The organism is Enterobacter cloacae complex sp. OE43NF (genome assembly GCF_023544405.1).
In the GTDB taxonomy this organism is placed as follows: Bacteria; Pseudomonadota; Gammaproteobacteria; order Enterobacterales; family Enterobacteriaceae; genus Enterobacter; species Enterobacter cloacae.
This window is the reverse complement of record NZ_JAMJFW010000074.1, coordinates 1-12,516: the sequence shown is the minus strand read 5'-3', so window position 1 is coordinate 12,516 and position 12,516 is coordinate 1. Positions and strand designations below refer to the sequence as shown.

The window sequence follows — 12,516 nt, the reverse complement described above, 5'->3', positions numbered from 1 at the left end:
GTGTCAACGGTGGTGTTTGACTCACCCCACCATTTTTTCCACGTCGCCCCGCTGGGATTTGCTGGATCAAATACACCTGTCCATAAATTATCCCGGTTAAAGGCGAGACCAAAACCGGCCGTTGAATAAACAGGAACAGAGACCAAACCGATAATAGAGTTTCCACTTCCAACAGGTGCACCGATGGTTGACGGCGGAGCTCCATCACCGCGCATACGATAAAGCCCGGCACGATAACCATCGGTCAGGCTTGCCAGTTGAGAAGCCAAAGACGAATCAGCGCCGATGCCAAAACCACCAACCTGAATGACATTGCCATTAGAGGTGCCAGTATCCTTTGTGGCCGATGTTCCTAAACCGACGTTTTATAGATTGCTCTTGAGCGGCCTGGCCGATAACTTCACCTGATTTTTTTGCAGAAATAATTGGGTGAAAAATATGCAAATTGGCTATGTAAGGGTGTCAACAAATGACCAAAATACGGATCTTCAGCGGCAAGCGCTCGAACGCGCAGGATGTGAACAAATTTTCGAAGAAAAAATGAGCGGAACAGTGGCTAACCGGCCAGCGCTGAAAAAGCTTCTTAAGACGCTGAAAGAGGGAGATACGCTGGTGGTGTGGAAGCTCGATCGCCTTGGGCGAAGCATGCGGAACCTTGTACTGCTGGTGGACGAACTCCGGCAGCGCGGCATCCACTTTAAAAGCCTCACAGATAGCATCGATACATCCAGCCCAATGGGACGCTTTATTTTTCATATCATGTCAGCTCTGGCTGAAATGGAGAGGGAGTTGATAGTGGAGCGCACTCGGGCTGGGTTGGCCGCAGCCCGTGAGAAAGGGCGAATCGGTGGGAGGCGGCCAAAATTGACACCTGAGCAATGGGCTCAGGCTGGCAGGTTGATCGCAAACGGAGTGGATCGGAAGCAGGTGGCGATCATTTACGATGTGGCCGTTTGTACTCTATATAAAAAATTCCCAGTAAATAAAGACGTTACACGAACTTCAACACATTAAAATTCATCCGGGTTATTCGATGTGCTTATGCCAATTTTGATCAGGCTCAATACTATCAAGCCAAGAGCAACAACTACGGTACTTGCGATTATAAACGTTGCCATGTTGAACCTTTTTTATGAACTTTTCATTTAGACAATACGGAACTGCAAACGTTCAGAACAAAAAATTCTTAGTATGAGAGCAGGATGTTTGATGTTTCGGACAGCCATATGTAAAAATGAGCTACGGTTGCTGGGCACTGTTCGGTAATTCGAATATTGAATGTTACAACCATGAAGATTCTGTTTGTACATAAGCTTCATGTAACAAGAGGATCTACTGAAAGGAATGATGAGAGATGTGTGGGGGCTTACCGTAGTTGAATTTATTGCTATCAAGCGGAATCTTGAGAATATTTCTGATACATGGTCAGATCTCTGGGCAATGTTGTATCTGAGTCAGGCTAAGCCCGGACAGCTTCTTGGGGCAAAGTTTGATGATGTGAGCCATGATATTCTTGTTCTTTCAGCCACAAAAGGACTGAGGGAAAGATGCATTGCTCTTAAGCCAGGAGTTAAAAGAATTCTCCACTCCCGCAGGGAGAAGTATCCTGAAGATGTGTTTTTGTTTCAGAGCCATTCACATCGTACCAAGACAACTCCAAGACCGGTAACGTTAGTTGCATTTAATGCGGCACTGAAAAGGGCATCTATTGGAGTGACCGCAAAAACAGTGAGTAGTAAAAGTGCTTATTATTTAACGCCACTAAGATGAAGTGCCGTTCAATATCGGAAAAGTACGATGGGTAGTGGTGCATGTCTGCGTAGTTGAAGGTATGCACGAAGCGAACACGGGCTTTGCTAATCATTCACCAGCCACATATTTGCGTCTTCAAACATTTCCTCCAGCATGCGGTTCAGCTTTTCCCGATCGCTTTTGCTGGCATCGCTATTCAAGCCGTTCGCCTGCATCGGCTTCACCCTCACTTCAGCATCAGGGAAAATCTGGTGCACTCGTTTCGTCAACTCGGCCAGGATAATCTCCCTGGCTCCCTCCAAGCCTTCAACGTTTCGCTTATCGTAAACCAGTTCAACAAACATAATGCGCTCCATTATCTACTGTTTGGATATACAGTATTTTTGCTGTGGAGGATTTGTCTGTCAAGGCGTGAGCCCTTTGTTTTTAAATTTTGAGGGTATTTCTGCGTGAATAATTATTGTCGATGTGACCTGCAGAGCCGATGGTGTCTGAGGTTGGCTTAAAAAAGCTTTGGGGCATGGATGGGGCAAAAGTGCATGGTAAAGTGCGTTAAAGTTCGTTAATCATGTTTTGTCTCGATCTCGCTCATCCCTTGTTTTATGCGCTCCTGGACGATCTTTATCGATTTTAAAAATTATGAGTTCATATTATGTCAGCCCTGGCGGAAATGGAGAGGGAGTTGATTGTGGAGCGCACCCGGGCAGGTTTGGCTGCAGCTCGTGAGAAAGGTCGAATCGGCGGCAGGCGTCCAAAGCTTACCCAGGAACAATGGGACCAGGCGGGCCGACTGATTGCGAACGGCGTGGACAGAAAACAGGTGGCAATAATTTATGATGTGGCCGTGTGCACGCTTTATAAAAAATTTCCGGTGGGGATAAATCGGAGAAAAAGCAGCCCACCGTGTGAAATGGCGGGCTGATTTGTGATTTTTACGGTTGTATCCAGCGATCACGTGCTCGCCGTGCTATGGCGATCATTTTCTGTATCTCTCCGAGAGTGAATTTTTCCGCTTCATCGCAAGGCATTACCACATAGCCGGAACGGATCACATGTTCCAGGCATGAATCGGGATTCATAATCACTTCGCCAGGCATAAGAGGGTGACAGGCCACGGGCAGGCCATTTTCGAAGTAGGTGATTACTGCGTAATTACCCTGGCGAGATGCTGCTGGGGCTCTCTTATGCAGTTCGGCTTCCATCGCGTTAAACTTGGCGATATATGCCTCCTTAAGTCTGGCTGCTTTCTTTCCGGTGAAACCCATTACCAAAAACATAAAGCCGTCTTTGGTGATCAGGTAGCAGCGTGATTCACGTTCAGCACCGTTACCGACTTCGACAGTTTGAACATCGGCGTAAAAGTTCGCTGATGTAAATTCAGGCGAACAATCCAGCATGTCAATTTTGCGAAGAACATCTTTATGCTGCTTATCGAAATAGTCAGCGATGGATTGGGAGCTGGTGACCAGGCGGCCATCTTTGGTAAAAACTTTCGGGGCTTCGGTGGAACTAGCGATCGCTGTGTTCATGGGATATTCCTTCTTCTTCGGATTATCACCACCTTTGAGACCAATCAAGGGTGGTGAGCTGACGGAGTTGGTCTTACCGGGAAAAAGGAACCGGCGCGCCGAAGCGCCCCCGCCAACCCACCATAATGCGAAGGTGTGGCAATGCAAACGACAAAAAAAGACGCTGGCGCGTCAGTTGTCGCCTTTTTCATCCGGGAGACCAATCCCGGCACCAGATTTTGCTGGTGCAGGGCGAGTATGAGAAAAAAACATTTTTATGTCAACGTCGGTCAAAAAATCCTTCTCCAAAACTCAGGCGTAAGTGCATGAAAATGCTTGCGTTCGCACGACGTAAAATGCATTAAAAAATACGCTAAAATATGTGGTTATCTATTTGAATCAAAAGAGGAATCTGTGTTTTTCGTTTTTCTTTGAACTCAGAAGGTTTAAAGCCGAAAAGAGACCAAATCATACGCTTACGGCAAGGTTTGAAAAGCCATTCACGCCGAAAATATCGATGGGATCAATTTTGGCGTAACGCTTAAGTGATAGCGGGAATATAAGAGGAAGACCGTCTGGCTGAGTCGCCAGACGGTGGAAGGATCAGGCTTTACGCGTTGCGGCTTTCATCGCCGTAACAAATGCTTTGAGTTCAGCCAGCATCTGCTCGGGTTTGTCCACGTTCTTCTCAATGATTTTGACGATAGCAGAGCCGGAGATCGCGCCTGCCGCTTTTGCGTCAATTGCCGCCGTAACCTGATCCGGGGATGAAATGCCGAATCCCTGCAGCGGAGGTGCTGCGTGGTATTCAGCCAGTTTTTCAACCAGATGATGCAGCGGCAGCGCGGCTTTGTTTTCAGCACCCGTCACGCCCGCGCGGGAGAGCAGGTAGGTGTAACCACGGCCGTAAGAGGCAATCTGGCGCAGCAGTTCGTCATCGGCGTTTGGCGGGCAGATGAAAATCGGCGCCACGTTATGACGCATAGCAGCCTGGCGGAACGGTGCAGATTCTTCAACCGGGACGTCGGCCACCAGCACGGAGTCAACGCCGACCCGCGCGCACTCGGCATAAAATTCGTCGATTCCGCGGTTAAAGACCAGGTTGGCATACATCAGCAGGCCAATCGGAATGGTCGGGTGCTTCTGACGGATCGCGGCAAGCATCTCAAAACACTGCGTTGGGGTGACGCCCGCGGCAAAGGCACGCAGAGTGGCGTTCTGAATGGTCGGGCCATCCGCCAGAGGGTCAGAGAACGGGATCCCCAGCTCCAGCGCATCGGCACCGGCTTCAATCAGGGCGTCGATAATTTTTAGCGACTGTTCCGGGCCCGGATCGCCCAGGGTTACGAAGGGAACGAACGCGCCTTCCTGGCGGGATTTCAGTTGTGCAAATGCGTTATCGTAGCGTTCCATCAGATTTCCCCTCGTGCTTTCAGAATATCGTGAACGGTGAAGATATCTTTATCACCGCGACCGGAAAGGTTAACGACCAGCAGTTGCTCTTTTTCCGGGTTTTCTTTCATCATTTTCAGCGCATGCGCCAGAGCATGCGAGGACTCCAGTGCCGGGATGATCCCTTCGCTGCGGCACAGCGTCTTAAACGCTTCCAGCGCTTCGTCATCGGTGATGGAGACGTAGTCCGCGCGTCCGGTGCTGTTCAGGAACGCATGCTGTGGCCCGACGGACGGGAAATCCAGACCGGCAGAGATGGAGTACGACTCTTCAATCTGACCTTCATCGGTCTGCATCATCGGCGCTTTCATGCCGAAGTAGATCCCCACGCGGCCATGTTTCAGCGGAGCGCCGTGCTCACCGGTTTCAATCCCGTGACCCGCTGGCTCCACGCCGATCAGGCCAACACGGGTTTCGTCGATAAAATCAGCGAACATCCCGATGGCGTTTGATCCCCCGCCCACACAGGCAATCACCGCGTCCGGCAGACGGCCTTCTTTTTCAAGGATCTGCGCTTTGGTCTCTTCGCCAATCATGCGCTGGAATTCACGCACGATAGTCGGGAACGGGTGCGGACCAGCGGCTGTGCCGAGCATGTAGTGCGCGGTTTCATAGCTACCAGACCAGTCGCGCAGCGCTTCGTTACAGGCATCTTTCAGCGTGGCAGAACCACTGTGGACTGGGATCACTTCTGCGCCCATCAGACGCATACGGAATACGTTCGGAGACTGACGCTCAACGTCTTTCGCCCCCATATAGATACGGCATTTCAGGCCGAGGAGGGCGCTGGCCAGTGCTGATGCCACGCCGTGCTGACCCGCGCCGGTTTCGGCGATGATCTCGGTTTTGCCCATCCGTTTTGCCAGCAGTGCCTGTCCTAACACCTGGTTGGTTTTATGCGCGCCGCCGTGCAGCAGGTCTTCACGCTTGAGGTACAGCGTGGTTTTGGTGCCGGCTGTCAGGTTACGGCATTTGGTCAGCGCTGTTGGACGGCCCGCGTAGTTTTTCAGCAGGTCGGTAAATTCAGCCTGAAACGCTGGATCTTTCTGTGCGCTCACAAACGCTTCTTCCAGCTGGCGCAGTGCGGGCATCAGGATCTGCGGAACGTACATCCCGCCGAACTCACCAAAATACGGATTAAGTAATGTCGTCATTTTTTCTTCCTTAATATGCACGCAGAGTTTTAAATACCGAGGCCAGCTTACTGGCATCTTTGATGCCCGGTTGCGACTCTACGCCTGAATTGAAATCGAGGCCCGCGCAGCCGGTTTTGGCTGCTTCCACACAGTTATCCGGGCTAAGTCCACCCGCCAGCAGGACATTGTCCAGCGCTTCGCCGTTCAGCAGTGACCAGTCAAAACGCTGGCCTGTACCGCCCTGGCCGTTATCGAGCACGTATTTATCAACATGATTCAGGTTACGTGCTGGCAGGGTGCTGCCCACGCTCTGCGCTTTCCAGATCTGAACCTGAGGAGCCAGCCCGGCACGCAGGGCATCGATGTATGCCTGATCTTCATCACCGTGCAGTTGTACTGCACTCAGTGATAACGCTTCGGCTTTTGCCGTAACGTCCGCGATATCAGCGTTACGGAAGACGCCCACATAGCTGAGTGGGGCTGCCGCTATCACCTTGCGTGCCTGTTCATCGCTCACCGCACGCGGTGAGGAGTCCACAAAGATCAACCCGCCGTAAATAGCCCCCGCCTCATAGGCGGCCTGGGCATCCTGTTCGCGGGTTAAGCCGCACACTTTGTTTTCACCCAACAGCACGCGACGCACTGCGGCATTGAGATCGTCATGTGCCATCATCGCAGAGCCAATCAGGAAACCGTTGGCAAAGTGACTCAGCTCACGCACCTGGGCGTAGCTGTTGATCCCGGATTCACTGATAACGGTCACGCCAGAGCCCAGACGCGGTGCCAGCTGACGCGTACGATTCAGGTCAATTGACAGATCGCGCAGATCGCGGTTGTTAATCCCGACCACTTTCGCCTGCAGTGCAATGGCACGCTCCAGCTCTTCTTCGTTGCTCACCTCGGTCAGCACGCCCATGTTGAGGCTGTGCGCCACCGCAGCCAGCTGGCGATACTGCTCGTCGTCGAGCACCGAGAGCATCAGCAGGCAGGCGTCAGCCTGGTAAAAACGCGCCAGCCAGATCTGATACGGGTCGATAATAAAGTCTTTGCACAGAATCGGTTGCGGCGCGATGCTGCTGACAACAGGCAGAAAATCGAAGCTGCCCTGGAAATATTTCTCATCCGTCAGCACAGAGATCGCCGACGCATGATGCTTATAAATGCCGGCAATACGCGCCGGATCGAAATCCTCACGGATAACGCCTTTCGACGGGGAGGCTTTTTTGCACTCAAGAATAAATGCGGTGCGCGAGCCCTGCAGGGCATCATAGAAACGACGGCTGCTTGGGACGACGTCGTTCTGAAAACTGGCAAGCGGCTGCTGCGCTTTGCGGGCTTCCACCCAGATGGCCTTATCGGCAACGATTTTCGCTAAAACGGTCTGCATTCTTTACCCTCTTGCCGCAAGTGCGGTAACGCGATCGTAAGCTGCACCAGAGCGCAGTACGTCCAGAACTTTTTGTGCGTTGGCTTTGAGATCCTCTTCGCCGTGCAATCGCATCAGCATGGCCACGTTGGCTGCCACGGCTGCCTCATGGGCGACCTCTCCCTTACCTTGTAATAAGCGCGTGAGAATGTCACGGTTTTCTTCCGGCGTGCCGCCTGCCAGCGCCTCCTGATGATACGGCGTTAAACCAAAGTCGGCGGCTTCCAGCTGGTAGCTCAGGATTTCGCCATTGCGCAGTTCCGCAACGAGAGTTGGCGCGTGAAGGGACACTTCATCCATTCCCCCGCTGTGAACCACTGCCGCACGCTGATAACCGAGCACGCGCAGGGTTTCGGCAATTGGCAGAACCAGTTCCGGGCTGTAAACACCAATCAGCGCCAGCGGCGGGTGCGCCGGGTTGATCAGCGGCCCCAGTACGTTAAACAGCGTGCGTGTTTTGAGTTGCTGACGAACCGGCATCGCATGGCGGAAACCGGTGTGATACTTCGGCGCAAACAGGAAGCAGACGCCCAGATCGTCCAGCGCTTCACGGGAGCGTTCGGCGTTCATATCCAGGTTAATGCCGAAGGCAGCCAGCAAATCGGACGAGCCCGAGCGGCTGGAGACGCTGCGGTTACCGTGTTTCGCCACCTTCAGGCCACACGCCGCGGCCACGAAGGCACTGGCGGTGGAGATATTGATGCTATTGCTGCCATCACCCCCGGTGCCGACGATATCCGCAAACTGATAATCCGGGCGCGGGAAGGGGGCGGCATTTTCCAGCAGGGCCGTGGCGGCACCGGCGATTTCTTGCGGGCTTTCGCCGCGCACTTTCATGCTTACCAGTGCGGCCGCCAGCTGTTCAGGTTTCAGCTCACCGCGAACCACGGCAGAAAAGAGCTGGTGGCTCTCCTGCTGGCTCAGGGTCTGCGCCTGATACAGCTTTTCCAGAATCGGTTGCAGCGTGTTGGTCTGCTCCAGTTTCTGCAACGCCCAGTCCAGCGTCTGCTCCAGCAGTCGCGCGCCATGGGTCGTGAGAATCGACTCCGGATGGAACTGCATGCCGCAGACGCGATCCGCATCGTGGCGCACGGCCATCACCATCCCTTCAAACGAGGCGTTAATGGTCAGCCCGGCCGGGATGTTGCTGCCCACCAGGGAGTGATAGCGCGCAACCGGCAGCGGATTTGGCAGGCCGGTAAACATCGACTGGCCGTCATGTTCAATGCTGGAGGCCTTGCCATGCAAGATCTCACCTGCCTGACCCACGTAGCCGCCATAGGCTTCCACAATCGCCTGGTGACCCAGACAGATACCGATAATCGGCAGTTTACCGCGCATACGGGTCAGCAGCTCCGGCATACAGCCCGCTTCACTGGGGGCACCTGGGCCAGGAGAGAGCATCAGCACCGGGTTTTGCATGGTTGCCAGACGGTCTATCAGCGTCTGTGCCGGAACATGGTTACGATAGATAACGACGTTGTGACCATTCGCACGCAGCTGATCTGCCAGGTTATAGGTAAAAGAGTCGATGTTATCGAGCAGCAGAATGTCAGCCATCAGAAAATCTCCTGTGCGTGATGTGCGGTAGCAATGGCGCGCAATACCGCGCGGGCTTTACTGCGGGTTTCGTCAGCTTCAGACTGCGGAACAGAATCCAGAACAATCCCTGCGCCTGCCTGCACGGTAGCGATACCGTCCTCAACGTAGGCGGAGCGGATCACAATGCAGGTATCCAGATCGCCGTGGGCGGTGAAGTAGCCCACTGCACCACCGTAACTGCCGCGACGGCGCCCTTCAGCCGCCGCGATCAGCTGCATGGCGCGAACTTTCGGCGCGCCGCTCAGCGTGCCCATGTTCATACAGGCGCGGTAGGCGTGAAGCACGTCGAGGTCGCTGCGCAGTTCGCCCACCACGCGGGATACCAGATGCATAACAAACGAGTAGCGGTCGACCTTGGTTAAGTCCGCCACGTAGCGGCTGCCAGGGGTACAAATGCGCGCCAGGTCGTTACGGGCCAGATCAACCAGCATCAGATGCTCGGAGAGCTCTTTATGGTCGGTACGCATTTCCAGCTCAATGCGGCTGTCGAGATCGCGATCCAGCGAGCCATCGGCTCGACGGCCGCGTGGACGGGTTCCGGCAATCGGGTAGATCTCAATCTGGCGGCTGGTGGCGTCATATTTCAGTGAACTTTCAGGGGATGCGCCAAACAGGGTGAAATCGTTGTCCTGCATAAAGAACATGTACGGGCTTGGGTTGCTCTTTTTCAGCACGTCATAGGCCGCGAGCGGCGACGGGCAGGGCAGAGAGAAACGACGGGAAGGAACAACCTGGAAAATTTCTCCGGCGCGAATCGCTTTTTGCATCTGGCGAACCACGGCACCGTACTGATCGTCGCTCTGATTAACCTCACAGGTCATTTTCTCGACACGATGTACAGGCAGCGCAGGCGGCGCTTCGGTCATTTGTTGCTGCAACTGCTCAATACGCTGCTCAAGGCGTTTTTTCTCTGTCGCGGATGGCGTGAAGAGGCTTGCCTGAATACGGGTGTTTTTTTTCTGGTGGTCGATCACCAGTAAGGTTTCGGCCAGGTAGAAGCAGTAGTCGGGGCAGCGGTTACCCTGTTCAATGTCCGGTAAATCTTCGAACCCGGCCACCAGGTCGTAAGCAAACAGCCCGCCAAAGAACATTGCTTCGCGTTCATCTTCCGGCACGGTGACCAGATTTTGCAGCAGACGGAAGGCATCAAAAACGGAAAGAGAGCACAGGCGTGCGTCTTCGTCCAGCAGTTGGCTCACCGGCGGGAAGTGCAGAACGCGCATTTCAGGATGGTGTTCATTTTCGATACCAGCAGGCAGGCTCGCATCCAGTAACGGCAGCAGAGCCGCACCGTTATCCGATAACGCTTTGATGGTGACAGTGTCACCTAGCGCCGTAATGCGCAGCGCGCTGTCCACCAACAGCAGGCTCTTGAGATCGTCTTTGCTGTCAATATCGGCGGATTCCAGTAACAACGTGGCTGGACGCGCACCGCAGACCTGATGAAACAGCGCGGTTGGGTTGTGGCGATAGGCCGCCTCGCTGGTCAGCAATTCGAGGTGTGGTTTGGCTGTTTGCATTATGTTGTTCTCATTTATTCTGTTCAAAAAAAAGCCCGCTGATGAGCGGGCGGGTATCTGTTTGCTGTACGCAGACGTGTGACACTGCCCGGGAATCAGGAAGTGCGCCACCAACCGTGCAGAGTGAAATGTGCAGTCATTTTCAGATACCTTTCTCGTGTGAACTTGCGTACTAGTTAACTAGTTCGATGGCGTGTTGTCAACCCTTGATTTCAGAATTTCGTGGCAAGTCGGTATCATGGGCTTTTAAGATGTCTCTAACCTGTGACGGGAAGTGCTTTGAGCGATACCACCTACGCCGTAATTTATGATTTACACAGCCATACCCAGGCCTCCGATGGTCTGCTAACGCCCGAAGCGTTGGTGCATCGTGCCGTTGAAATGCGGGTTGGCACGCTGGCCATAACCGATCACGATACAACCGATGCCATTCCAGCCGCGCGCGCCGAGATTGCCCGCAGTGGTCTGGCACTCAAACTGGTTCCTGGCGTCGAGATATCGACCGTCTGGGAGAATCACGAAATCCATATTGTTGGCCTGAACATTGATATAGACCATCCGGTAATGTGTGCGTTTTTGCAAGAACAAAAAACGCGCCGCAACCAGCGCGCAGAAATGATCGCTGAACGTCTGGAAAAGGCGCATATTCCGGGCGCACTGGAGGGGGCACAAAGGCTGGCAAACGGGGGCGCGGTAACGCGCGGTCATTTTGCCCGTTTTCTGGTTGAGGCCGGCAAGGCCACAACGATAGCGGATGTCTTTAAACGCTATCTGGCTCGCGGGAAAACCGGATATGTTCCGCCACAGTGGTGTACAATAAAACAAGCTATTGATGTGATTCATCATTCTGGCGGTAAGGCCGTGCTGGCCCATCCGGGGCGGTATAATCTTTCTGCTAAATGGCTGAAAAGACTGCTGGCGCATTTTGCCGAATGCGGTGGCGAGGCGATGGAAGTCGCCCAGTGTCAGCAGGCGCCCAACGAGCGTTCGCAGCTTGCGACCTACGCCCGCCAGTTTGGTTTGCTGGCGTCACAAGGCTCAGATTTTCATCAGCCCTGTGCGTGGATAGAACTGGGACGCAAGCTTTGGTTACCCGCAGGCGTTGAGCCTGTCTGGCAGCTCTGGGAACAGCCACAGCAACTTGAAGAGAGGGAAGTATGAGTCAGTTTTTCTATATTCATCCGGATAATCCGCAGCCGCGCCTGATCAATCAGGCCGTGGAGATCGTGCGTAAAGGGGGCGTTATCGTCTACCCGACGGATTCGGGTTATGCGCTGGGCTGTAAGATTGAAGATAAAGCGGCGATGGAGCGTATTTGCCGTATTCGCCAGTTGCCGGACGGTCACAACTTTACCCTGATGTGCCGGGATCTCTCTGAGCTATCGACCTATGCTTATGTCGATAACGTGGCATTTCGTCTGATTAAAAATAACACGCCGGGCAACTACACCTTCATCCTGAAAGGGACGAAAGAGGTTCCGCGCCGTCTGTTACAGGAAAAGCGCAAAACCATCGGGATGCGTGTGCCGTCTAACCCGATTGCCCAGGCCTTGCTGGAAACGCTGGGTGAGCCGATGCTCTCAACCTCGCTGATGCTGCCCGGCAGTGAATTCACCGAGTCCGATCCGGAAGAGATCAAAGACCGTCTGGAAAAGGTAGTTGAGTTGATTATTCATGGCGGTTACCTCGGTCAGCAGCCGACCACGGTTGTCGACTTAACGGAAGATGCACCGGAAGTGATTCGCGAAGGCGTGGGCGATGTTAAGCCTTTCTTGTAAAGGTGTAAGCAGCTATACTACGCGGCCATCAAATCAGGGCATAGCCCTGGTTTGACCTGATTCGACGCCTGTGAAGGCGCACAAGATAAATATTAAATCATTTATAATCAATGATTTAATATTTTCGGTTAATGGTTGTTACCAGCTTGTGTGACAGCCATTAGCCACATCGCGACACTCATCATGTATGTACACCTTTCCCTGCTGTTAATGTCTTCCTTGGTACATGTCTTTACTGGATATCATTACCGAGGGTTTATGACTTCTCATTTCCAAAATCTGTTAGTTGCGCATTATATGCACCCTGGTTAACCTAAGATTAATCCTAATGAATCAAGGGTG

At 53.3% G+C, this 12,516-nt stretch carries 14 protein-coding genes, 1 pseudogene and 1 other annotated feature; of the genes and pseudogenes, 5 read left to right on the top strand and 10 right to left on the bottom strand.

The features are described 5' to 3' along the window. Window positions 1-269 (bottom strand): hypothetical protein (locus M8370_RS21800; RefSeq protein WP_250021720.1); only part of this gene is annotated, 269 nt, incomplete at its 3' end. A 169-nt stretch (window positions 270-438) separates the two neighbouring features. On the opposite strand from M8370_RS21800, the gene M8370_RS21795 reads away from it, so the two are divergent. Beyond that, window positions 439-1,014: a recombinase family protein gene (locus tag M8370_RS21795; protein WP_219274544.1), complete on the top strand. Its 576-nt coding sequence runs from the start codon at window positions 439-441 to the stop codon at window positions 1,012-1,014. Here M8370_RS21795 and M8370_RS23700 read toward each other — a convergent pair. Then, window positions 1,011-1,118, bottom strand: coding sequence for a YnaM/YnfT family protein (locus tag M8370_RS23700; protein WP_350223618.1), 108 nt, complete (start codon window positions 1,116-1,118; stop codon window positions 1,011-1,013). The two genes, M8370_RS21795 and M8370_RS23700, sit on opposite strands and share 4 nt — an antisense overlap. 226 nt (window positions 1,119-1,344) lie before the next feature. Between M8370_RS23700 and M8370_RS21790 the strand changes: the two genes are divergently transcribed. Next, a complete protein-coding gene (locus tag M8370_RS21790) occupies window positions 1,345-1,770 on the top strand; it encodes a site-specific integrase (protein WP_123906383.1) in 426 nt (141 codons plus the stop codon). Between the two features lie 86 nt (window positions 1,771-1,856). Here the strand turns inward: M8370_RS21790 and M8370_RS21785 are convergent, their stop codons facing one another. Continuing rightward, entirely contained in the window at window positions 1,857-2,096 is a 240-nt protein-coding gene (locus M8370_RS21785) for a DinI family protein (RefSeq protein ID WP_013096351.1), read from the bottom strand. Between the two features lie 302 nt (window positions 2,097-2,398). On the opposite strand from M8370_RS21785, the pseudogene M8370_RS21780 reads away from it, so the two are divergent. Further along, window positions 2,399-2,674, top strand: a pseudogene (locus M8370_RS21780) (helix-turn-helix domain-containing protein); the annotation flags it as partial. 10 nt (window positions 2,675-2,684) lie between these two features. Here M8370_RS21780 and M8370_RS21775 read toward each other — a convergent pair. From M8370_RS21775 to trpL, 7 genes are all read right to left on the bottom strand, one after another. Continuing rightward, window positions 2,685-3,281 (bottom strand): Rha family transcriptional regulator, encoded by a 597-nt coding sequence (locus M8370_RS21775; RefSeq protein ID WP_250021719.1) that lies wholly within the window; start codon window positions 3,279-3,281, stop codon window positions 2,685-2,687. A gap of 582 nt (window positions 3,282-3,863) precedes the next feature. Then, entirely contained in the window at window positions 3,864-4,673 is an 810-nt protein-coding gene (gene trpA / locus M8370_RS21770; protein ID WP_020690931.1) for a tryptophan synthase subunit alpha, read from the bottom strand. Continuing rightward, complete coding sequence (gene trpB / locus M8370_RS21765; RefSeq protein WP_013096356.1) at window positions 4,673-5,866, bottom strand: tryptophan synthase subunit beta; 1,194 nt, start codon at window positions 5,864-5,866, stop codon at window positions 4,673-4,675. The genes trpA and trpB overlap by 1 nt, the downstream gene beginning before the upstream one ends. A gap of 10 nt (window positions 5,867-5,876) precedes the next feature. Beyond that, the gene (gene trpCF / locus M8370_RS21760; RefSeq protein ID WP_250021718.1) at window positions 5,877-7,235 is read right to left on the bottom strand and encodes a bifunctional indole-3-glycerol-phosphate synthase TrpC/phosphoribosylanthranilate isomerase TrpF; all 1,359 of its coding nucleotides are present in this window, start codon (window positions 7,233-7,235) and stop codon (window positions 5,877-5,879) included. Between the two features lie 3 nt (window positions 7,236-7,238). Next, window positions 7,239-8,834, bottom strand: a complete 1,596-nt coding sequence (gene trpD, locus M8370_RS21755; protein WP_250021717.1) for a bifunctional anthranilate synthase glutamate amidotransferase component TrpG/anthranilate phosphoribosyltransferase TrpD — start codon at window positions 8,832-8,834, stop codon at window positions 7,239-7,241. Beyond that, on the bottom strand, window positions 8,834-10,396 hold the full coding sequence (locus M8370_RS21750) for an anthranilate synthase component 1 (RefSeq protein ID WP_029883574.1): 1,563 nt from the start codon (window positions 10,394-10,396) through the stop codon (window positions 8,834-8,836). The genes trpD and M8370_RS21750 overlap by 1 nt, the downstream gene beginning before the upstream one ends. A 25-nt stretch (window positions 10,397-10,421) precedes the next feature. After that, window positions 10,422-10,515 (bottom strand) — a sequence feature (Trp leader region). Further along, entirely contained in the window at window positions 10,492-10,536 is a 45-nt protein-coding gene (gene trpL / locus M8370_RS23695; RefSeq protein WP_106993556.1) for a trp operon leader peptide, read from the bottom strand. It overlaps the preceding feature by 24 nt. 139 nt (window positions 10,537-10,675) lie before the next feature. Here trpL and rnm point away from each other — a divergent pair, with 139 nt between their 5' ends. Together rnm and M8370_RS21740 are read left to right on the top strand one after the other, a co-directional pair. Then, window positions 10,676-11,557: an RNase RNM gene (gene rnm / locus M8370_RS21745; RefSeq protein ID WP_013096361.1), complete on the top strand. Its 882-nt coding sequence runs from the start codon at window positions 10,676-10,678 to the stop codon at window positions 11,555-11,557. Next, window positions 11,554-12,174 (top strand): L-threonylcarbamoyladenylate synthase, encoded by a 621-nt coding sequence (locus tag M8370_RS21740; RefSeq protein WP_013096362.1) that lies wholly within the window; start codon window positions 11,554-11,556, stop codon window positions 12,172-12,174. The genes rnm and M8370_RS21740 overlap by 4 nt, the downstream gene beginning before the upstream one ends. Window positions 12,175-12,516 lie beyond the last annotated feature (342 nt).